Raw genomic sequence first — 20,930 nt, forward strand, 5'->3', positions numbered from 1 at the left:
GAACACTTGTTTAATTCTATCAGCCGAAAGGAGCGACAACAAGCGTCACAGATCGGCGTGGTATTCCTCTATCAACTGGCGCACGACCGCTTCGCCGCCTTTGCCCTCGGGGGCGTCGGCCCAGACCTTGCGCTGCCGGTCGGCGGAGGTGCCCTGTTTGACGACATCGCGCAGGGCGCAGACCTCGTCCAAACACCCGAGCGCCTCAGCGTCTTCGGCGATCAGGCCGATGATCTCTTCGAACAGTTGGTCGAAGGGTTTGAGGGTCGGCCCGCCAAAGTCGATCAGCGTCTCGTTCACCCCGTAGCGCTGCGCGCGCCAGCGGTTTTCTTCAATCAGGAAACGGTCATACTCGCGCCAACGCAGGTTGCCGTCGCGCAGGCGCAGGAGGAAGCGCGCGATAGACTGGGTCAGACCCGCCAGCCCAAGCGCATGCGACAGGCGCGGCTGCACATCGCAAATGCGGCTTTCCAGCGTGGGGTAATGGGTCGAGGGGCGCAGGTCCCACCAGATTTTCGATTGATCGGGAATGATGTCGAGGTCGATCAACGCCTGCGTGCTGCGTTCATATTCCCCCCAGCTATGGAGCAGAGGCGGCAGGCCGGTGCGCGGCATGCTTTCCATCACCGCAAGTCGGTAGGAGGCCAGCCCGGTGTCTTCGCCCTGCCAATAGGGCGAAGAGGCCGAGAGCGCCAGCAGATGCGGCAGGAAATAGGAGAACTGCGGCATCAGGTCGACACGCAGGTCATCGCCCTCGATCCCCACATGCACATGCATCCCGCAGCTCAACATGCGGCGGGCGACGTTTTCCAACTCGTTCTCGATCTTGGCGTAGCGTTTCTTGTGGGTGATCTCTTGGTTCTTCCAGTCCGAAAACGGATGGCAGGACACGGCGATGGGGGCGAGGTTATGTTTCGCGGCATGTTTGGCAATGGTGCTGCGCAAGTGGCGCAGATCGTCGCGGGCCTCGGCCACAGTGGCGCAGGGTTTGCTGCCAATCTCGATCTGACAGAGCAGCATCTCGGGGCTGACCTGATCGCCAAGGTCTTTGCGGCAATCCTCCATCAGCCCTGCGGGCGTGTCGGCCAGCGCCAGTGAATCCTTGTCGACTAGAAGGTACTCTTCTTCGATACCGATGGTGAATTCTTTTTGCATGGCGCTGGCCTCGTTCATTGGAGCCGACTGCCACGGGGGCAGCCGGCGTGATGGATCACTCCATCACGGGGATGGAGAACTCGCCACCCTCCTTGATGCCCGACGGCCAGCGGGCCGTCACGGTCTTGGTGCGGGTGTAGAACTTGAACGCATCGGGCCCGTGCTGGTTCAAATCGCCGAAGACGGATTTCTTCCAGCCGCCGAAGGTGTGGTAGGCCAGCGGCACCGGGATCGGCACGTTCACGCCGACCATGCCGATGTTGATGCGGTTGGCGAAGTCCCGCGCCGCGTCGCCGTCACGGGTGAAGATCGCCGTGCCGTTGCCGTATTCATGGTCCATCGCAAGGCCAAGCGCCTCTTCGTAGTCCTTGGCGCGGACGCAGGTCAGCACGGGGCCGAAGATTTCCTGCTTGTAGATGTCCATGTCCTTGGTCGCGCGGTCGAACAGGTGCGGCCCGACGAAATAGCCGTTCTCGTAGCCCTGCAGTTTGAAGTCGCGCCCATCGACGACCAGTTCCGCGCCCTGATCGATACCGGTCTGCACCAGACGCTCGATGTTTGCCTTGGCGGCGGCGGTGACCACAGGGCCGTAGTCCACGTCATTGCCCGCGGTGTAGGGGCCGACTTTTAGCTTCTCGATGCGCGGCACCAGCTTCTCGATCAGGCGGTCGGCGGTTTCCTCGCCCACCGGCACTGCGACCGAGATCGCCATGCAGCGTTCGCCCGCGGCACCGTAGCCCGCACCCACCAGCGCGTCGGCGGCCTGGTCGAGGTCGGCGTCGGGCATGATGATCATGTGGTTCTTGGCACCCCCGAAGCACTGCACGCGTTTGCCGTTGGCGCAGCCGGTGGCATAGATGTACTCGGCGATCGGGGTGGAGCCGACGAAGCCGACGGACTGGATCACGTCATGGTGCAGGATCGCGTCGACCGCTTCTTTGTCACCGTTGACGACCTGGATGATGCCCTTGGGCAGACCGGCTTCTTCCAGAAGTTCGGCCAGCATCAGCGGGACGGAGGGGTCACGCTCGGACGGTTTGAGGATGAAGGCGTTGCCGCAGGCGATGGCGGGCGCGAACATCCACATCGGGATCATGGCGGGGAAGTTGAAGGGCGTGATGCCCGCGGTAACACCCAAGGGCTGGCGCATGGAGTACATGTCGATCCCGGGGCCGGCGCTGTCGGTGAAATCACCCTTCAGCAGTTCCGGCGCGCCGATGCAGTATTCCACCACTTCGAGGCCACGCTGCACGTCGCCGGCGGCGTCGGGCAGGGTCTTGCCGTGCTCGCGGCTCAGCGCCTCGGCCAGCTTGTCCATGTCGCGGTTCAGCAAGGCCACGAATTTCATCAACACGCGGGCGCGACGCTGCGGGTTGGTGGCCGCCCATTTCGGCTGCGCGGCTTGGGCGTATTCCACGGCCTTGTTCAACTCGTCGCCATTGGCGAGCGGCACCTTGGCCTGCACCTCGCCAGTGGCGGGGTTCATCACATCGGCAAAGCGCCCGGAGGTGCCTTTGACATGTTCGCCGTTCAGGTAATGCGTCATCTCTTGCATGATCGGTCTCCTCTATGGTTGGCGGCACGATAGCCTTGCAAAAAGAACCGGAACAGAGGAAGGATGGCAAAACCGTCTTGCATTTTTGCAAAACGTAAGAGGGCAGGTAGATGGATCAGAATTGGGATGACCTGCGGCTGTTTCTGGCCGTCGCACGAGAGGAAAGCCTGTCAGGCGCGGGTAAGCTGCTCCGGCTCGATCCAGCGACGCTGGGCCGCCGCATGGCACGGTTAGAAAAGGCGTTGCAAACCGTCCTCTTCGTGAAATCGCCACAGGGCTATATGCTGACCGAGGCGGGGCGAGACCTCATGCAACGGGCAGAGCGGGCCGAACAGGCGATGCGCGCGGCCACCGCCGGGGTGCAGGTGCAAAGCGATCAGCTTTCGGGGCAGATCCGTGTCGGCGCGCCCGATGGGGCGGCGAACTATCTGCTACCGCAGGTCTGTGCGGCCATTGCCGCGAAGAACCCCGATCTGGACGTGCAGATCATCGCATTGCCGCGCGTCTTCAACCTGTCCAGGCGCGAGGCGGATATGGCCATCGGGGTGAGTGCGCCCACGGCGGGGCGGCTGGTGGTGCAAAAAGTGACGGACTACCACCTCCATCTCGCCGCCGCGGAAAGCTATCTGGCGCAGCACCCCGAGGTGACCGCCGTGGGCGATCTGCAAGGGCATCGGATGGTCGGCTATATCCCCGATATGATCTTTGACCGTGAGTTGGATTACCTTGCGGACCTTGGCATCAGCCGGGTGGCGCTGGCGTCGAATTCCGTCTCCGTGCAGGTGCGGATGATCCAGCAGGGCGGGGGGATTGGGGTCGCGCATGACTTCTCGCTCGCCGCGACGCAGGGGGTGCGGCGCATCCTTACCGATGCCGTGAGCCTCAAACGCGCCTTCTATCTGATCCGCCACGCCGATGACCGCCGCAACGCGCGGTTGGCGGCCTTTGCCGAGGCGCTGGCCACCGGACTGCGGGCCGAGACCGCGCGGCTGGAGGCGCTGACCTCGGGCCGGACTGCGCCAAAAGCTTGACAGAAAAGGATTTCGCGGTGACGCTGGAGGTGACTTTGCCCTGTACCCAAGGAGGCGCCAGATGCTCGTATCGCAGATTCTCAAGACCAAGCCCGATGACAAGGTGGTGACGGCCAAACCCGGATTGGCGATCTCCGAGGCGGCGGCGATGCTGGCCGAGAAACGGATCGGGACGCTGGTGATCTCGGCGGATGGTAAGACGCCGGATGGGATTCTGTCCGAGCGGGACATCGTGCGCGAGCTGGGCCGCGCGGGCGCGGGCTGTCTGGAGCAGGCGGCCGAAACCCTCATGACCCGGAAATTGGTGACCTGTAGCCGCGACGACCGGTCCGATGCGGTGCTGCAAAAGATGACCGATGGACGGTTCCGCCATATGCCGGTGCTTGAGAACGGCGAACTGGTTGGGCTGATCTCCCTCGGCGATGTGGTCAAAGCACAATTGCAAGAGCTGTCGATGGAGAAACAGGCCCTTGAAGGCATGATCATGGGCCACTGAAGCGGCCTTTAAACTGTGGCCCCCGCCGACTGACGGCGGGGCAATGCTACCGCTAACCGACTTGCGCTTGGGGCGGTGAAATGATTGGCTGTGCCGCAACGCAGCAGATACGCAGGACAATTACATGCGCATAGCCCTTTACCCTGGTACGTTCGACCCGATCACGCTGGGGCATATCGACATCATCCGCCGCGCGGCCCGTATGGTCGACCGGCTGGTGATCGGCGTGGCCATCAACCGCGACAAGGGGCCGTTGTTCACCCTCGAAGAACGGGTCGCCTTGATCGAAGCGGAATGCGCGCAACTTGCCGAAGAGACCGGCGTCGAGATCGTGGTGCATCCGTTCGAGAACCTGTTGATCGACTGTGCGCGCGATGTCGGGGCCCAGACCATCGTGCGCGGCCTGCGCGCCGTGTCCGATTTCGAATATGAGTTCCAGATGGTCGGCATGAACCGGCAGTTGGACGATTCCATCGAGACGGTCTTTTTGATGGCCGAGGCCACGCATCAGGCAATTGCCAGCAAATTGGTGAAAGAGATCGCGCGGTTGGATGGGGATGTCAGCAAATTCGTGACGCCGGCGGTGAATAAGGTGCTGATTGAGCGGTTTTCGCAGAGGTAGCGTCTGGAGTGGTGAGTGGGCCGTGTGAGGCACGGTTCTGCGAGGTATTTTTAAAAGGATGAAAGGGGAGGGGCGTGGCGCTTGAATGGCGGCCGCGTCTTTTTTGGATTCTGTGACGGGAGCGATTGGGGGGAGGTTACCGCCAGAAGGCCATCCATTCGATCAGCGCGAAGAGTTTCTTGCCGAGATAGATCATATGGTCGGCCCCATAGACATAGAGGTCAATCATCATCGCCCCGGCAATGACGAGGGCCAGCACGATGGCGATGGGATTGGTCATGGTGTGGCTCCGGGCGGGGATGGCCTGATATTACAGGCACGTCCCCGCCGTGCAAGCCTTAGCCCAACTGGCCCATGGCCACGGCCACATCGGCCATGCGCACGGAGAAGGCCCATTCGTTGTCGTACCAGCCCAGCACGCGCACCGTGCGGCCCGCCACGACGATGGTCTGGTCGGGGGCGAAGATGCAGCTTTCTTCGGTATGGTTGAAGTCGATGCTGACCTTCTGCTCGGGGTCATAGGCCAGCACGCGTTTCATCGGGCCGTCGGCGGCGGCGCGGGCGGCGGCGTTGATTTCCTCGACGGTCACGTCGCGGCTGGCTTGGAAGGTGAGGTCGACAGCCGAGACATTGGGGGTGGGCACGCGCATGGCAGTGCCGTCGAGCTTGCCTTTCAGCGCCGGCAGCACTTCGCCCAGGGCCTTGGCGGCGCCGGTAGAGGTGGGGATCAGCGCCATGGCGGCGGCGCGGGCGCGGTAGAGGTCGTTGTGGCGGCGGTCGAGCGTCGGCTGGTCGCCGGTGTAGCTGTGGATCGTGGTCATCAGGCCGCTTTCGATGCCCACGGCTTCGTGCATCACCTTGGCCAGCGGCGCGAGGCAGTTGGTGGTGCAGGACCCGTTGGAGATCATCCGGTCGGAGACTTCGAGTTGGTCGTCGTTGACGCCGTAGACGATGGTCTTGTCGACGTTCTTGCCCGGCGCCGAGAGGAGCACGCGTTTTGCGCCGTTTTCGAGGTGTACGTTTGCTTTGTTGCCGTCGTTGAACTTGCCGGTGCATTCCAGCACCACGTCGCAGCCGGACCAGTCAAGCTCTTCGAGGTTGTAGGTCGACATCATCTCGATGTCGTTTTGGCCAAGGTTCATGTAGCCGTCGTCGATCTGCACCTCGCCCGGGAAGCGGCCATGGACGGAATCGTATTTGATGAGATGCGCCGCGGTGCTGAGCGGGCCGGTGGCATTGACCTTGATCACTTCGATATCATCGCGCCCCGAGGCGGCGATATGGCTGAGCGTGCAGCGGCCGATGCGGCCAAATCCGTTGATGCCAACTTTGATGGTCATGGTGCATTCCTTGTCTCGGGCCGCGCGGGTGGGGGGCCGTATGTCGGGGTCGCGGGTTCTATATCCGGCAGGGGCGGTCAGGGGAAAGGGGCAAAACCAAATGATTTCCATATGTTAGCGTTAAACTTGCATGTTAGCGGTAAAGGTCGCAGCGGCTTCGGACTTGCCAGATGGGCTGCACATGCTACTTCGGAAGCAGCACGCAAAAAGGGGCATGGAATGAGCGGTTTACTGGCACTTGTGGATGACGTGGCGGCGATCGCCAAGGTTGCAGCGGCGAGCGTGGATGACGTGATCGGGCAGGCGGCCAAGGCGGGCTCCAAGGCCGCGGGCGCGGTGATCGACGATGCCGCCGTGACGCCGAAATATCTGCATGGGTTCAAGGCCGAGCGTGAATTGCCGGTGATCTGGCGGATCACCAAGGGGTCGTTACGCAACAAGCTTGTGTATTTGCTGCCCGTGGGTCTGCTTTTGGCGAATTTTGCGCCATGGGCGATCCCGCCGCTTTTGATGCTGGGCGGGGCCTACCTGTGTTTCGAGGGGGCCGAAAAGGTCGCCCATGCGCTTGGTTGGGGGCATGGGCATGAGGATTATCCCGATAAGGAGAAGGTGGTCGAAGACCCTGCGCAGCTGGAGGAGAAGAAGGCCGCAGGCGCGATCAAGACTGACTTTATCCTGTCGGCGGAGATCATGACCATTGCCCTTTCTGCGATCCCCGAAAGCAACTTTTGGATGGAAGCGGCGACGCTTGCGGCGGTGGCGGTCATGATCACCGTTGCGGTCTATGGCTCTGTCGCCCTGATCGTCAAAATGGACGATGTGGGTCTGGTGATGGCGAACAAGGGGCGTTTTGGCCTAACGCGGAGCATTGGCCGGGCGCTGGTGCGCGGGATGCCGGGGTTTTTGAAGCTGCTCACCATCGTTGGCACGGCGGCCATGCTTTGGGTCGGCGGGTCGATCATCATTCACGGGTTGGAGCAGATGGGCTTTGCCGCCCCCTATAAATGGATTCACGACATCGCCGTGACCGTGGGCCATGCGGTTCCGGCCCAGTTCGAAGGAGCGGCTGAATGGATTACCACGGCGGGGATCGACGGGCTCTTTGGTTTGGCGCTTGGTCTGGTGCTGATCCCGATCGGTGAGAAGATCGTGACGCCGATCTGGCGCAAGGTGTTTCATAAGGCCGCCGTTTAAGAGCGACCTTGTCTGGGAAATGAAAAAGGGGGCGACGGATGAACCGTCGCCCCCCTTTTTGTATTGTATGACCCGCAGATCAGAGCAGCGCTTTGGCCTTCTCTGCCACGTTCTCTGCGGTGAAGCCGAAGCGCTCGAAGAGTTCTTCCGCCGGGGCGGAGGCGCCGAAACGGTCCATGCCGACGAAATCCGCCTTGCCGTATTTGCCACGCTCGCCAAAGAGCCACTGGTCCCAGCCCTGACGGGCACCGGCCTCAATCCCGACGCGCACGGCGCCACCTGGCAGGACGCGCTTGCGGTAGGCTTCGTCCTGCGCGGCGAAGAGTTCCATGCAAGGCATGGAGACGACGCGGGTGCCGATGCCTTCGGCTTGGAGCAGGTCGCGCGCGGCCAATGCGACATGCACCTCAGAGCCGGTGGCAATCAGGATCACCTGACGTTTGCCCTCGGCATCAGCCAGCACATAGGCGCCTTTTTCGGTGAGGTTGTTGTTTTTGTGCTCCAGGCGCACGGTGGGCAGGCCCTGACGGGTCAGCGACAGGACCGACGGTGTGGTTTTCGCGGTGAAGGCGATTTCCCAAGCCTCTGCCGTTTCCACCGCGTCGGCGGGGCGGAAGACGTAGGTGTTGGGCGTGGCACGGCTGATCGCCAGATGCTCGATCGGCTGGTGGGTCGGACCATCTTCGCCAAGGCCGATGCTGTCATGGGTCATGACGAAGGCCGTGGGGATTTGCATCAAGGCCGCCAGACGCATCGCGGGGCGCGCGTAGTCGGTGAAGCACATGAAGGTGCCGCCATAGGGGCGCAGGCCGCCGTGCAGCGCCATGCCGTTCATCGCCGCTGCCATGCCGTGTTCGCGAATGCCCCAGTAGACATAGCGCCCGCCACGGTTGTCGACGTCGAAGATGCCGAGATCGCTGGTCTTGGTGTTGTTCGAACCGGTCAGGTCCGCCGAGCCGCCAACGGTTTCCGGCAGGATCGGGTTCAGCACTTCGAGGGCTTTCTCGCTTGCCGCGCGTGTCGCCATCTTGGGCGCGCTCTCGGTGATCTGCTTTTTGAAGGCTTTGACGGTCGCGCTCATCTTTTTGGGCGCGTCCAAAGCCAAGGCGCGGTTAAACGTCTCGCGCTTGGCGCGGGGCATCTTGTCGAAACGCTCTTCCCAGTCGCGGCGGGCGTCGGCGCCGCGTTTGCCGATCCTTTCCCACGCGGCTTTCACGTCAGCAGGCACTTCGAAGGGGCCGGTGGTCCAGCCATAGGCGGCTTTGGCTTCGGCCATCTGCTCGGCGTCGGTCAGCGCGCCGTGGCCTTTCGAGGTGTCCTGCGCGGCGTGGCCGAGCGCGATATGCGTCTTACAGGCAATCATCGAGGGCAGGTCAGAGGCCTTCGCCTCGGTCAGGGCGGCGTCGATTTCATCGGGGTTGTGGCCGTCGATCTCAATCACATGCCAGCCTGCGGCCTTGAAGCGGGTGACCTGATCGGTGGTGTCCGACAGAGTGACGGGGCCGTCGATGGTGATGTTGTTGTTGTCCCACATCACGATGAGCTTGCTCAGCTTGTGGCGGCCCGCCAGCGTGATTGCCTCTTGGCTGACGCCTTCCATCAGGCAGCCGTCGCCAGCGATGACATAGGTGTAATGGTCCACGACCTTTGCGCCGTATTGCGCGCGCAGCATCTCTTCGGCCATGGCGAAACCGACGGAGTTGGCGATGCCTTGACCCAGCGGGCCGGTGGTGGTCTCAATCGCATCGGCGAGGAAATTTTCCGGGTGGCCCGCGGTGCGCGCGCCCATTTGGCGGAAGTTCTTCAACTCTTCGATGGGGAATTGCTCATAGCCCGTCAGGTGCAGCAGCGAATAAAGCAGCATGGAGCCGTGGCCTGCCGACAAGATGAAGCGGTCGCGGTCGGGCCAAAGCGGGTTGGACGCGTCGAACTTCAGGTGCTTTTCGAAAAGGACGGTGGCGACATCGGCCATGCCCATCGGCATGCCGGAATGGCCGGAATTGGCGGCGGCCACGGCGTCGAGGGTCAGCGCGCGAATGGCGGTGGCCTTGGACCAGTGGTCGGGGTTTGCGCTTGCGAGGGCTGTCAGATCCACGGGGGCTTCCTTTGGGGCTGTGGCAGATTGGGCTCGTGCATACCAGCGATGGGGCAAAGTTCAAGCACAACTGGGGTGCGCGGGCGGGTCCGGGGCGGCCCGTAGCGGGGGCGAGAGTGAACTTGGCGGCTCAAGTCGCTGAAACGAAAGGGGGGCGCAATTTGAGCGCGCTTTGGCTAGGATTGCGAAAACCGGCTGATACGGGCGATTCGCGCGCGTGACATTGGGCGGGGCGCGCGCTATCTGCGGGACGGGCCGCCGCAACAGGGCGCAGCCCGGGGCACGGCAGGCGAAAACGCCGCCGAGAGAGCAGGACGAGTGAGGAGAATTCATGCGGATGAGTGAACTTGAAGACTATCAGCGCCGCATCACGGCCGCGATGGACCAGATGGCCAAGGGGGTGGACCGGCTGAGCGCCGCGCCCGCAGAACCGGATGAAGATATCGTGCAGGCCTTGGAAGAGGAGCGGCAAGCCAACGCTCAGCTAACCGACCGGGTCAAGACGCTGAAGGAAAGCCATCAGGACGAATTGAACGACCTGCGCGCGCAGATGGACTTCAACAACGACCGGGTGACGCAGCTTGATATGGACGTGCAGCGTCTGCGTCAGGCGAATGAGCAGCTGTCGGCGGCCTGTGAGCAGTTGCGGCTGGCCAATGCCGAGGGGCTGGCCGATCCCAAGCTGATCGACACCGCCGTGATTGCAGAGTTGGAGAGCCTGCGCGCCACCCGCGCGATCGAGATGGCCGAGATCGACGCGGTATTGACCGCGCTGGCCCCCTTGGTCGAAGAGGGCGAGCCGGAAGTTGAAGCTGCGGATGAAACGGGGGCAGAGGCCAAAGCCGAAGCGCCCGCGCCTGAGTGCGCTGCGCAAGACGACGGCGCCGAAGAAGAACCCAAGTCAGGAGGGGCCGACTGATGCCCGAGGTACGGATCACCATTGGCGGCCGCCATTTCGAAGTCGCCTGTCAGGAGGGTGAAGAAAGCTATCTGCAATCCGCCGCCAAGATGCTGGACGACGAAGCCCGCGTGCTGAGCGATCAGGTGGGCCGCATGCCCGAGGCGCGGATGTTGCTGATGGCGGGCCTGCTTCTGGCCGACAAGACCGCAAGCGTCGAGGATCGCATCGCAGAGTTGCGCGCGGAACTGGCCGAGCGTGAGGCCGAACTCACCAGCCTGCGCAACGTCAAGGTCGAGCCTGAGCGGATCGAAGTGCCGGTGGTGCCGCAGGGGGTGAAAGACACCCTCGCCGAAATCGCCGCCCGGGCCGAGGCGCTGGCCGCCGAGATCGAAGAGAAGGCGGGCAAATGAGCCGGGTCCTCAGAGCAGCCCTTTGCGCGCTGCTCTGGGCCGCGCCTGCGGGCGCCGAAACCTCCGCCGTTACCTACATTTGTGAGCGCGGGGTTTCGGTGCCGGTGGTCTATGTGCCCGGTGCCGATCCGGGCGTGGTGGTGCTCTATGTCGAGGGGCGATTGATCCAGTTGGGCCGCCTGCCGTCCGCCTCTGGCGCGCGCTATGGCTGGCCCTCGGACGGCGCGGGCTATGAGTGGTGGGAGCATCAGGGCCGCGCTTCGCTGGCTTGGCGGGCAACGACCGATGGCGAAGTGACCCCGATCTACACTGACTGTTTGCCGCAAGATTGAAGGGGCGGGATTGCGGCGCGAGCTGCAATATGCTCTGGGGGGCGCGAAAAGTGCCCCTTTCGGCGCGACCACCAAACGCGCCCCTACGGGGCGACCAACAAACGCGCCCCTACGGCGCGACACTCCATGACGCAAAATCAGGACGCCCTCAGAATGACCACCAAACCCCGCATCATCATCTCAAGTGACCACGCCGACATCGCCCTGCGCCAAGACATCGCGCGCCATGTGGCCGAACGCGGGTTCACGGTTGAAGACATCGGTCCCGCGACGGCGGAAAGCACCGACTACCCCAAACATGGCGAAGCCGCCGCACGGCGCATCGCGGCGGGGGAATTCGATCTGGGCATTTTGATCTGCGGCACGGGGCAGGGCATCATGATGGCCGCCAACAAGGTCAAAGGCATCCGCTGCGGCGTTTGCAGCGATACCTTCTCGGCCAAGATGATCCGGGCGCATAATGACGCGAATATGCTGTCGATGGGCGCGCGGGTGATCGGCGGCGGTCTGGCGCTTGAGATCGTGGATGCCTTTCTCGACACCGAATTCGAAGGCGGGCGGCATGGCCGCCGTGTCGATATGATCACGGCCATCGAAGACTGAGCTGCCCCCGGCCTTACATACAAAAACACCCCGGAGCGCGAAACCGCTCCGGGGTGTTTTGTTTGACGCGGGCGCCCGGCTTAGCCGTTGGCTTCGCGGATCTTATCGGCGGCTTCCTTGTCGAAAGCGACGCCGTTCTCGTCGAACAGGGTGTCCAATTCGCCCGACAGCGTCATCTCGGTGATGATGTCGCAGCCGCCGACAAATTCGCCTTTGACGTAAAGCTGCGGGATGGTCGGCCAGTCGGAGAAATCTTTGATCCCCTGACGCAGGTTCTCATCCGCCAGCACGTTCACGTCGCTGTAGTTCACGCCCATGTAGTTCAGCACTCCGGCCACGCGGCTGGAGAAGCCGCACTGCGGCATTTCCTTGGTGCCCTTCATAAACAGAACCACGTCATTCTCGGTGATCTGTTCCTTAATCTGGCTTGCGGCATCGCTCATGTCATTCGTCCTTCGTATCTGGTTTCTTGAACGCAGCGTGATAGCGCCGCGCATAGGTTTCGTCGTCGGCCCAGGGTTTGACCTCAACCTCGGCCCCGCCAAGGAAAAAGCCGCCCCGCTTCTTGGTCCAATTCGTATGCCCGCGCTCCAGGCTCTCGTTGCGCCGCGCGGTGCTGGCCACGGCATCCAAATCCAGCGCCTCCATCCCCAGCGGCACCTTGCCGGTCTCAGGCCGGGGTGGCTGGCGCTGCGACAGCGGCACATGCTGGCCGCGCCGGGCGCGGTGCTGGGCATAGGCGGTGGCGGCGATCCCGCCCACGACAGCCGCAGCGACCCAGCTCCACATGATTAGTCCGGGGTCCGGGTGGTCAGCGCCAGCGCGTGCAATTCGCCGTTTGACCCGTCCATCTTGCCCTTAAGGGCCGCATAGACGGCGCGCTGCTGCTGGACCCGGTTCATGCCGCGAAAGCTTTCGTCCACGACCATGGCCGCCATGTGCACGCCATCATTGCCTTCGACGGTGATCTTGGCATCCGGAAAGGACGCGCGGATCAGGTCTTCGATTTCGCTGGCTTGCATGGGCATGGGGTGGCTCCGGCTGTTGTGAGTGCTTAGGCTAGATGTAGTGCCGCTGGCCACGGCGTGCAAGGCGAAGCCGAACGCCGGATCGGCCATTGACCTTTGCCCCTATTGCGACACACTTTGCGCCCTCACGTTGAAAGGACAACCGATGGACCGGATCCCCGAACAAGCGCTCGACTGGGCTGAAGCCGGACAGCCTGTGGCCCTTGCCACGGTGGTGGAAACATGGGGTTCCGCCCCCCGGCGCGCTGGCGCGCAACTGGCCGTGGCGGGCGATGGCACGATGATGGGGTCCGTCTCGGGCGGTTGCGTCGAAGGGGCCGTGGTGGTTGAGGCTTTGGAGGCCCTGGAGGACGGCCGCACGCGGCTGTTGGAATATGGCGTCAGCGATGGCGATGCCTTTGCCGTAGGGCTGGCCTGCGGCGGCACGATTAAGGTGCTGGTGGAGCCGGTGGGGCCGGAGGCGCTAAGCCTCGAGATGCTGCGCGAGTTGGTGGCACGGCGCGCGGCCCGTAAGCCGGTGGCCTATGAGGTGGCGTTGGACGGCAGCGACCGTCGGCTGTCAGAGGCGGGGCATGATGACCGCTTTCGCCGCGACCGCTCAGGTGTGGAGGATGAATCAGGGCGGTTCATCGCCATCCACAATCCGCCGCTGCGGTTGGTGATCGTGGGCGCCGTGCATATCGCGCAGCATCTGGTGCGCATGGCGACAGAGGCGGGGTTCGATCCGATCGTCGTCGACCCGCGGAAGGCTTTCGGCTCACCCGCCCGTTTCCCCGACTGCCAAGTGGTGAACGATTGGCCCGATGCCGCCCTGCGCGAGATCGGGGTTGATGCGCGCACCGCCGTCGTCTTGCTGACCCATGACCCGAAACTCGACGATCCGGCGCTGCATGTGGCGCTCGGGTCCGAGGCTTTCTATATCGGCGCGCTCGGCTCGACCCGGACGCAGGCCAGTAGGCTTGATCGGCTGGCGGAAGCAGGTGTGGCGGCAGAGCAGGCGGCGCGTATCCACGGGCCGGTCGGCCTCGATATCGGTGCGGCCAGCCCGGCTGAGATCGCCGTGTCGATCCTTGCCCAGATGATCCAAAGCCTGCGCCGGCCATGAGGTTTGGCCCGGTCCCTTTGAGCGCGGCTTTGGGCGCGACGCTGGCCCATTCCGTTGCGGTTGAAAAGGGGCGGCTGCGCAAGGGCCGCGTGCTGACCCAAGAGGATATCGCAGCGCTGGACGGCGCGGGCATCGAAGAGGTGATCGTTGCCCGGCTCGACCCCGGTGATATTGACGAGAACGCAGGCGCTGCGCGGCTGGCCGAAAGCCTCTGCGGTGCGGGGCTGCGAATGTCAAAACCCTTCACCGGGCGGGTGAACCTGCTGGCCGATGGGCCGGGGGTGGTGGTGATGGACCGCGCGGCGCTTGAGGCGGTCAATGCGGTGGACCCGATGATCACGCTGGCCACCGTGCCACCCTATCAGCAGATGGGCGAAAACGGCATGGTGGCGACGATCAAGATCATCTCCTACGCCCTGTCTGAAAGCACAGTCGAGGCCGCCTGCGCGGCGGCGGGAGAGGGCGCCTTGCGCCTCGCGCCGCCTGTGCTGCGCGATGCCACGCTGATTATTACCGACGTGCCCGGCGGCGCCGGTGACAAGGGCCGCGCCGCGGTGGAGGGGCGGCTGACGGCGCTTAATGTGACCCTTCGCGATGTCGTAACCGTCCCCCATCGCAGCGCCCCGCTGGCCGAGGCGATTGCGGCGGCAGAGACCGATCTGGTCCTGATCCTCACCGCCTCCGCCACGTCGGACATCAATGACGTCGCCCCCTCCGCCCTGCGCGCGGCGGGGGGCGAGGTGACGCGCTTTGGCATGCCGGTCGATCCGGGCAATCTGCTTTTTCTCGGCCAGCTTGGCACCCGCGCGGTGATCGGCCTGCCGGGCTGCGCCCGTTCGCCCGCGCTCAACGGGGCCGATTGGGTGCTGTCGCGGCTGGTTTGCGGCATTCCTGTCACCAGTGCGGATATCGCGGCTATGGGGGTGGGCGGCTTGCTGAAAGAGATCCCAACGCGCCCGCAGCCGCGCAACCCCGGCAAAAGCGCGGGCAACGGCTGAGGCAAAACCTTAGGAAAATATATGTTCTCAACTAGGGCTTGTCGTGCTTAACTGATCTCAACAAGCGTCAGACTGGGAGGAAGAACATGACACAGGTCAAGATGACCGTGAACGGCAAACCCGCGTCGGGAGAGGTCGAGGGCCGCACGCTGCTGGTGCATTTCCTGCGCGATGATCTGGAACTGACCGGCACCCATGTGGGCTGCGATACCAGCCAATGCGGCGCCTGCGTGGTGCATGTGAACGGCAATGCGGTCAAAGCCTGCACCATGTTCGCGGTCGAGGCCGATGGCGCCGAGGTCGAGACCATCGAAGGGCAGGCGGCCCCCGATGGCACGCTCAGCACCATTCAACAGGCGTTTCAGGATCACCACGGGTTGCAATGCGGCTTTTGCACGCCGGGCATGGTGATGTCGGCAGCGGCGCTGCTCAAGGAAAACCCGAAACCTTCGGAGGCCGAGGTGCGCCATTACCTTGACGGCAACATCTGCCGCTGCACCGGCTACCACAATATCGTCAAAGCGATCATGGCGGCCAGCGGCCAAGAGGTCAGCGCGCTGGCGGCAGAGTAACGGCGTCACGCCGGGCAGGCCGGTGATGGCGGAGGGAGGACCGCCAGAACCGGAGGCCGCGTGACGGATCAGGTGCATCCGCACCGCCACCAAACGGGAGGATATTATGCCAAAGGATTTTGAACCGACGAGCGGTATTGGGGCCAGCAGCAAAAGACGGGAGGATGTGCGCTTTCTCACCGGGGCGGGGCGCTATACCGATGACATCAACCTGCGCCGCCAGACCCATGTGTTTTTCCTGCGCTCGGATGTGGCCCATGGGCGGCTGACCGGGGTCGATACCTCTGCCGCCGAAGACATGCCCGGCGTGCTGAAGATTTTCACCGGCGCGGATTTCGCCGAAGTGGGCGGGATGCCCTGCGGCTGGCAGATCACCGACAAACACGGCCAACCCATGCAGGAGCCGAAACACCCCGTGCTGGCCCATGAAAAGGTCCGCCATGTGGGCGAGCCCATCGCCGCCGTCGTGGCCGAGACGTTGGCGCAGGCCCGTGACGCCGCCGAGGCGATTGTCGTCGATATCGACGAGTTGCCCGCCGTGGTGAACATGAAAGACGCGGTGAAAGACGATGCGCCCAAGGTGCATGACGACCTGACCAGCAACCTCTGCTACGACTGGGGTTTCGTGGAAGAGAATAAGGAGGCGGTGAACAAAGCCTTTGACGAGGCCGCCCATGTCACCACGTTGGAACTGGTCAACAACCGCCTCGTCGCCAACCCGATGGAGCCGCGCGTCGCCATCGGCGATTACAACCGCTCGGACGGGGAGCATACGCTCTATACCACCAGCCAGAACCCGCATGTGATCCGCTTGCTGATGGGCGCCTTCGTGCTGGGTATCCCCGAGCACAAGCTGCGCGTGGTGGCCCCCGATGTCGGCGGCGGTTTCGGGACCAAGATCTTCCATTATCAGGAAGAGGCCTTTTGCACCTTCGCGGCCAAGGCGGTGGGGCGTCCGGTGAAATGGACCTCGAGCCGTTCGGAAGCCTTCATGTCCGACGCCCATGGCCGCGACCATGTGACCAAGATCGAACTGGCGCTGGATGCAGAGAACAACTTCACCGCCCTGCGCACCGATACCTATGCCAATATGGGGGCCTATCTGTCGACCTTCGCGCCCTCGGTGCCGACATGGCTGCACGGCACGCTCATGGCGGGGAATTACAAAACGCCGCTGATCTATGTCAATGTTAAGGCGGTCTTTACCAATACCGTGCCAGTAGATGCCTATCGCGGGGCCGGTCGGCCCGAGGCGACCTATCAGTTGGAGCGTTTGATCGACAAGGCCGCGCATGAGTTGCAGGTCGACCCGATCAAGCTGCGCCGCCAAAACTTCGTGACGGAGTTTCCCTATGCCACACCGGTGGCAGTGGAATATGACACGGGCGATTACAACGCCACGATGGACAAGCTCGAAGAGATCGCGGACCACGCGGGCTTTGAAGCTCGGCGCCGTGAGAGTGAGGCGAAGGGCAAGCTGCGCGGCTTTGGCGTGAACTGCTATATCGAGGCCTGCGGCATTGCACCGTCGAACCTTGTGGGCCAACTCGGCGCGCGCGCGGGGCTCTATGAAAGCGCGACGGTGCGGGTCAACGCCACCGGCGGGCTGGTCGTGATGACCGGCAGCCACAGCCACGGGCAGGGGCATGAGACCTCATTCGCGCAGGTGGTGGCCGATATGATCGGCATCGACGAGAATATGGTCGAGATCGTCCATGGCGACACCTCTAAGGTGCCGATGGGCATGGGCACCTATGGCTCGCGCTCGCTCGCGGTGGGCGGCAGCGCCATGGTGCGCGCAACCGAAAAGATCATCGCCAAGGCCAAGAAGATCGCAAGCCACCTGCTCGAGGCCTCGGAAGGGGATATCGAGTTGAAGGATGGGGCCTTTAGCGTTGCGGGCACGGATAAATCCGTGGCGTGGGGCGATGTGACACTCGCCGCCTATGTGCCGCATAACTACCCGTTGGAAGAGATTGAACCGGGGCTTGAGGAAACCGCCTTTTACGACCCGTCGAACTTCACCTATCCGGCGGGGGCCTATGCCTGCGAGGTCGAGTTGGACCCCGAGACCGGCCATGTCACCGTCGAACGTTTCACCGCCGCCGATGATTTCGGCAATGTGGTGAACCCGATGATCGTGACCGGCCAAGTCCATGGCGGTTTGGCCCAAGGCATCGGTCAGGCGCTTTTAGAGAACTGCGCTTACGATGAAGACGGCCAACTCCTCAGCGCGTCCTACATGGATTACGCCATGCCGCGCGCCAGTGATCTGCCGTTCTATGACGTGGATCATTCCTGCCAGACGCCTTGCACGCACAACCCCTTGGGCGTGAAAGGCTGTGGGGAGGCAGGGGCCATCGGCTCCCCGCCTGCGGTGGTTAACGCGGTGCTCGACGCCATGCGCTCGGGCGGGAAGGACATCGGCCATATTGACATGCCGGTCAGCCCCGCGCGAATCTGGGAGGCGATGAATGGCTAAGGGCCTGCTGAAGATTGGTTTGAGAAAAGAGGCGACGCTCGGGCGGCCTCTGGGAAGGATGAAAGATGTATGATTTCGAAGTAGAGCGCCCCAGCAGCGTGGCGGATGCGGTCAAGGCTTTGGGGCAGGAGGATGCGCAACCGCTCAGCGGCGGTCAGACGTTGATCCCCACGCTGAAGGCGCGGCTGGCGATGCCCTCGGTTCTGGTGTCGCTGGCGGGGATCGATGCGCTCAAAGGGGTTGAGATGCGCGATGGCGCGCTGTGGATCGGTGGCGGCACGACCCATGCCACGGTCATGCGCGAGGCGGCGGAGAGCTACCCGGCGCTCGCCAGCCTCGCCGCACGGATCGGCGACCCGGCGGTGCGCAACCGGGGGACCATCGGCGGATCGCTCGCCAATAACGACCCCTCTGCCTGCTACCCGGCGGGCGCTCTGGCCAGTGGCGCGACGATTGAGACCGACCGCCGCGAGATTGCCGCGGATGACTATTTCCAAGGCATGTTCACCACCGCGTTGGAGGAGGGGGAGATCGTCACCGGCGTCCGTTTCCCCATTCCTAAGGCCGCACATTACGAGAAATTCATTCAGCCCGCCTCGCGCTTCCCGCTGGTCGCGGCCTATGTCGCGCGCCTCGGCGATGGGGTGCGCGTGGCGATCACGGGTGCGTCGAACGACGGTGTCTTCCGCTGGAGTGAAGCCGAAACTGCCCTGTCGGAACGGTTCGCGCCGGAGGCGTTGGAGGGGCTGACCCTCGACGCGGGTGACATGATCAGCGATCTGCACGGCAGCGGCGCCTACCGCGCCCATCTGTGCGGCGTAATGACCCGCCGCGCCGTGGCCGCCATCGCCTGATAGCCGATAACAGCAGCGTAAACCTTTGCCGCGTCCCCAGAGGGGGCGCGGTGTTTTCATGGGGTAAGCTCTTGATATTGGATAGCGGAACCAGCGCCCCCATCATGCGTTGGGTGACAAGCGCTGCCCGAACGGCGTTCCCGTAATGATGAGGACGTGAACATGAAAAACCTACTGAGATCTACGACTTCGCTGGGTCTGAGCCTTGCCTTGGCTTTCCCGCATGGCGCCTTTGCGCAGGAGCAAAATCTGAATGAATGCGGCCCCGTGGGCGAAGCGACCGAATTCCCCTGCGCATTCGACGATCAGACGGTAGAAAGTGCCGAAGAGCTTCGTGTTATGGACGGGCTGAGCGGTGAGGCCGAGGCGGAAGTCGAAGCGGAAGGTGAAGCAGAAGTCGAGGCCGAGGCGGAAACCGAAGCCGAGGCGGGTTCGCTACTGGATCAGGCGGCCGGCGCGGTTGAAGCCACGGGGGACGCTGCTGCGGCTGCCGTGAATGACGTGACCGAACAGGCCGAAGAGGCCGCCGATGCAGCAGAGGCCCAGGCTGAAGCCGCAGCCGAGGCGGCACAGGAAACCGCAAGCGAAGCGGAAGCAGAAGCCGCCGAGGCCGAAGCCGAAATGACCGCCGAGGCTGAGAGCGAGGTCGAAGTCGAGGAAGAGGTTGAGACCGAGGCGGAAGTTGAAGCCGAGCAGGAAAGCGAAGTCGAGGTTGAGGAAGAGGCCGAGGCCGAGATCGAACAAGACGCCGAGGTAGAGGCTGAGACCGCGCAGGACGTGGAAGCTGAAGCCGAAGCAACCGCCGAAGCCGATGCTGAGGCTATCGAGAATGTAGCGACCGAGGACAACGCCGAAGCTGCGGCTGACGCGGAAGCCAATGAGACTGCCGTCGAGACCTTGGAAGAAGCCGATCCCGAAATGGAATCCGAAACCAGCGGCGAAGCAGTCGGCGAGGAAGACAACGCCGGTCTGACCGAAGAGCAGATCCAAGCCCGTGAAGAGCGCCGCGAAGCCCGCCGTGCCGAACGCCGCGAAGAGCGCCGTGAGCAACGCCGCGCCGAGCGTGAAGCTGCCGCCGCCGCTGCTGCCGAAAGCGATGCGGACGCCGAAGTCGTGACCGAAGAAGTTACCGAAGAAGACGTGCGCAGCTCGGACGAAGACTTCGAAACCGAAGTGACTGCCGCAGGTGACGCCAATGCCGCCGCCGCTGAGGACGACGACAGCGGGATGTCGGACTTCGAAAAAGCGCTGCTGCTCGGCCTTGGGGCCGTGGCTGTCGGCTCGGTTCTGAACAATGGTGAGAAAATCGTCAGCCGCTCCGGTGACCGTGTGGTCGTGCAAGACGACACGGGCGAGTTGCGCGTCCTGAAGGATGACAACGCTCTACTCCGCCGCCCCGGTGACGAGGTGCAGACCCAGACCTTCGACGACGGCTCCACCCGGACCATCGTGACCAAGAGCGACGGCAGCCGGGTCGAGACCATCCGCTCGCGCGATGGCACCGTGCTGCGCCGGACGAATTTTGATGCGCAGGGCCGTGAATATGTGCTGGTCGATGACCTCGTGGAAGAGCGCGAAGTTGTCGTGAACGATCTGCCGCAGGTCCAGCAAACTCAGCAGGCACAGCGCGCCAGCACCCAAGACGAAGCCGCGCTGCGTCAGGCCCTGCAAGCTGAGATGCGCAACGATCAGGGGCGGACATTCTCCCTGCGTCAGGTGCGTGAAATCCGTGAGGTACGCTCCCTCGCGCCCGAACTGGAACTTGATGCCGTGCGCTTCCCCACCGGCTCCGCCGCGATCCAGCCTGAACAGGCCCGCGCGCTTGCTAATATCGGCACCACACTGCGTGACCTGATCCAGAAGGACCCGCGCACCGTGATCCTCGTCGAAGGTCACACCGATGCGGTTGGCGATGCGAGCTATAACCTCGCCCTGTCGGACCGCCGTGCAGAGACCGTGGCTTTGGCGCTGACCGAGTACTTCGATGTGCCGCCCGCCAATCTGATCACGCAAGGCTATGGCGAGAGCCAGCTGCGCGTGCCGACCACGTCGGCGGAACCCGCGAACCGTCGTGCCGTGGTACGGAACATTACAGGTCTGCTGCGCTAAGCAGACTAACACCCAAAACAGAAAACGCCCCCGGAGCGATCCGGGGGC

Annotated in this window: 22 protein-coding genes; 14 read left to right on the plus strand and 8 right to left on the minus strand. The window is 63.5% G+C overall.

Features of this window, described 5'->3' with window-relative positions:
* Positions 1 to 45 precede the first annotated feature (45 nt).
* Both ACGYK4_RS05490 and ACGYK4_RS05495 read right to left on the minus strand, forming a co-directional pair.
* On the minus strand, positions 46 to 1,155 hold the full coding sequence (locus ACGYK4_RS05490) for a carboxylate-amine ligase (RefSeq protein ID WP_394455486.1): 1,110 nt from the start codon (positions 1,153 to 1,155) through the stop codon (positions 46 to 48).
* Between the two features lie 55 nt (positions 1,156 to 1,210).
* The gene (locus tag ACGYK4_RS05495; protein WP_394455487.1) at positions 1,211 to 2,710 is read right to left on the minus strand and encodes a CoA-acylating methylmalonate-semialdehyde dehydrogenase; all 1,500 of its coding nucleotides are present in this window, start codon (positions 2,708 to 2,710) and stop codon (positions 1,211 to 1,213) included.
* Between the two features lie 110 nt (positions 2,711 to 2,820).
* Between ACGYK4_RS05495 and ACGYK4_RS05500 the strand changes: the two genes are divergently transcribed.
* The 3 genes from ACGYK4_RS05500 to coaD all read left to right on the plus strand — a co-directional run bounded on the left by ACGYK4_RS05500 (position 2,821) and on the right by coaD (position 4,859).
* Entirely contained in the window at positions 2,821 to 3,741 is a 921-nt protein-coding gene (locus tag ACGYK4_RS05500; RefSeq protein WP_271687086.1) for a LysR family transcriptional regulator, read from the plus strand.
* 61 nt (positions 3,742 to 3,802) lie between these two features.
* Positions 3,803 to 4,237: a CBS domain-containing protein gene (locus ACGYK4_RS05505; protein WP_394431780.1), complete on the plus strand. Its 435-nt coding sequence runs from the start codon at positions 3,803 to 3,805 to the stop codon at positions 4,235 to 4,237.
* 124 nt (positions 4,238 to 4,361) lie between these two features.
* Entirely contained in the window at positions 4,362 to 4,859 is a 498-nt protein-coding gene (gene coaD, locus ACGYK4_RS05510) for a pantetheine-phosphate adenylyltransferase (RefSeq protein ID WP_067265450.1), read from the plus strand.
* 136 nt (positions 4,860 to 4,995) lie between these two features.
* Here the strand turns inward: coaD and ACGYK4_RS05515 are convergent, their stop codons facing one another.
* Entirely contained in the window at positions 4,996 to 5,139 is a 144-nt protein-coding gene (locus ACGYK4_RS05515; protein ID WP_394431782.1) for a hypothetical protein, read from the minus strand.
* Positions 5,140 to 5,197: 58 nt separating this feature from the next.
* The gene (gene gap, locus ACGYK4_RS05520) at positions 5,198 to 6,199 is read right to left on the minus strand and encodes a type I glyceraldehyde-3-phosphate dehydrogenase (RefSeq protein ID WP_271691494.1); all 1,002 of its coding nucleotides are present in this window, start codon (positions 6,197 to 6,199) and stop codon (positions 5,198 to 5,200) included.
* 219 nt (positions 6,200 to 6,418) lie between these two features.
* Between gap and ACGYK4_RS05525 the strand changes: the two genes are divergently transcribed.
* Positions 6,419 to 7,393 carry a DUF808 domain-containing protein gene (locus ACGYK4_RS05525; protein ID WP_394455488.1) on the plus strand — a complete coding sequence of 325 codons (975 nt, stop codon included), beginning with the start codon at positions 6,419 to 6,421 and terminating at the stop codon, positions 7,391 to 7,393.
* A gap of 79 nt (positions 7,394 to 7,472) precedes the next feature.
* Here ACGYK4_RS05525 and tkt read toward each other — a convergent pair whose 3' ends face one another.
* A complete protein-coding gene (gene tkt / locus ACGYK4_RS05530) occupies positions 7,473 to 9,488 on the minus strand; it encodes a transketolase (protein WP_394455490.1) in 2,016 nt (671 codons plus the stop codon).
* 331 nt (positions 9,489 to 9,819) lie between these two features.
* Between tkt and ACGYK4_RS05535 the strand changes: the two genes are divergently transcribed.
* The 4 genes from ACGYK4_RS05535 to rpiB all read left to right on the plus strand — a co-directional run bounded on the left by ACGYK4_RS05535 (position 9,820) and on the right by rpiB (position 11,734).
* Positions 9,820 to 10,407, plus strand: a complete 588-nt coding sequence (locus ACGYK4_RS05535; protein ID WP_394455491.1) for a hypothetical protein — start codon at positions 9,820 to 9,822, stop codon at positions 10,405 to 10,407.
* Positions 10,407 to 10,799, plus strand: a complete 393-nt coding sequence (locus ACGYK4_RS05540; RefSeq protein ID WP_168613525.1) for a cell division protein ZapA — start codon at positions 10,407 to 10,409, stop codon at positions 10,797 to 10,799. The genes ACGYK4_RS05535 and ACGYK4_RS05540 overlap by 1 nt, the downstream gene beginning before the upstream one ends.
* Complete coding sequence (locus ACGYK4_RS05545) at positions 10,796 to 11,131, plus strand: MliC family protein (RefSeq protein WP_394431791.1); 336 nt, start codon at positions 10,796 to 10,798, stop codon at positions 11,129 to 11,131. Before ACGYK4_RS05540 ends, ACGYK4_RS05545 begins: the two co-directional genes overlap by 4 nt.
* Positions 11,132 to 11,284: 153 nt before the next feature.
* A complete protein-coding gene (gene rpiB, locus ACGYK4_RS05550) occupies positions 11,285 to 11,734 on the plus strand; it encodes a ribose 5-phosphate isomerase B (protein WP_394431793.1) in 450 nt (149 codons plus the stop codon).
* A gap of 80 nt (positions 11,735 to 11,814) precedes the next feature.
* Here the strand turns inward: rpiB and grxD are convergent, their stop codons facing one another.
* From grxD to ACGYK4_RS05565, 3 genes are read right to left on the minus strand one after another with little or no spacing between them, the layout of a single operon-like run.
* Entirely contained in the window at positions 11,815 to 12,177 is a 363-nt protein-coding gene (gene grxD, locus ACGYK4_RS05555; protein WP_209217636.1) for a Grx4 family monothiol glutaredoxin, read from the minus strand.
* A 1-nt stretch (position 12,178) separates the two neighbouring features.
* Positions 12,179 to 12,523 carry a hypothetical protein gene (locus ACGYK4_RS05560; RefSeq protein ID WP_394455493.1) on the minus strand — a complete coding sequence of 115 codons (345 nt, stop codon included), beginning with the start codon at positions 12,521 to 12,523 and terminating at the stop codon, positions 12,179 to 12,181.
* 2 nt (positions 12,524 to 12,525) lie between these two features.
* Entirely contained in the window at positions 12,526 to 12,762 is a 237-nt protein-coding gene (locus ACGYK4_RS05565; RefSeq protein WP_067268222.1) for a BolA family protein, read from the minus strand.
* A gap of 145 nt (positions 12,763 to 12,907) precedes the next feature.
* On the opposite strand from ACGYK4_RS05565, the gene ACGYK4_RS05570 reads away from it, so the two are divergent.
* The 6 genes from ACGYK4_RS05570 (at position 12,908) to ACGYK4_RS05595 (ending at position 20,882) form a co-directional block, all read left to right on the plus strand.
* Positions 12,908 to 13,867, plus strand: a complete 960-nt coding sequence (locus ACGYK4_RS05570; protein ID WP_394455494.1) for an XdhC family protein — start codon at positions 12,908 to 12,910, stop codon at positions 13,865 to 13,867.
* Entirely contained in the window at positions 13,864 to 14,865 is a 1,002-nt protein-coding gene (locus ACGYK4_RS05575; RefSeq protein ID WP_394455496.1) for a molybdopterin-binding protein, read from the plus strand. The genes ACGYK4_RS05570 and ACGYK4_RS05575 overlap by 4 nt, the downstream gene beginning before the upstream one ends.
* A gap of 86 nt (positions 14,866 to 14,951) precedes the next feature.
* Positions 14,952 to 15,437, plus strand: a complete 486-nt coding sequence (locus ACGYK4_RS05580; RefSeq protein ID WP_067268228.1) for a (2Fe-2S)-binding protein — start codon at positions 14,952 to 14,954, stop codon at positions 15,435 to 15,437.
* 106 nt (positions 15,438 to 15,543) lie between these two features.
* Positions 15,544 to 17,919, plus strand: a complete 2,376-nt coding sequence (locus tag ACGYK4_RS05585) for a xanthine dehydrogenase family protein molybdopterin-binding subunit (RefSeq protein ID WP_394455497.1) — start codon at positions 15,544 to 15,546, stop codon at positions 17,917 to 17,919.
* Positions 17,920 to 17,984: 65 nt separating this feature from the next.
* A complete protein-coding gene (locus tag ACGYK4_RS05590; protein ID WP_394408260.1) occupies positions 17,985 to 18,773 on the plus strand; it encodes an FAD binding domain-containing protein in 789 nt (262 codons plus the stop codon).
* A 162-nt stretch (positions 18,774 to 18,935) separates the two neighbouring features.
* Positions 18,936 to 20,882: an OmpA family protein gene (locus ACGYK4_RS05595; protein WP_394455499.1), complete on the plus strand. Its 1,947-nt coding sequence runs from the start codon at positions 18,936 to 18,938 to the stop codon at positions 20,880 to 20,882.
* Positions 20,883 to 20,930 lie beyond the last annotated feature (48 nt).

This window comes from Sulfitobacter sp. 1A13368 (assembly GCF_043557275.1).
Lineage (GTDB): Bacteria > Pseudomonadota > Alphaproteobacteria > Rhodobacterales > Rhodobacteraceae > Sulfitobacter > Sulfitobacter faviae.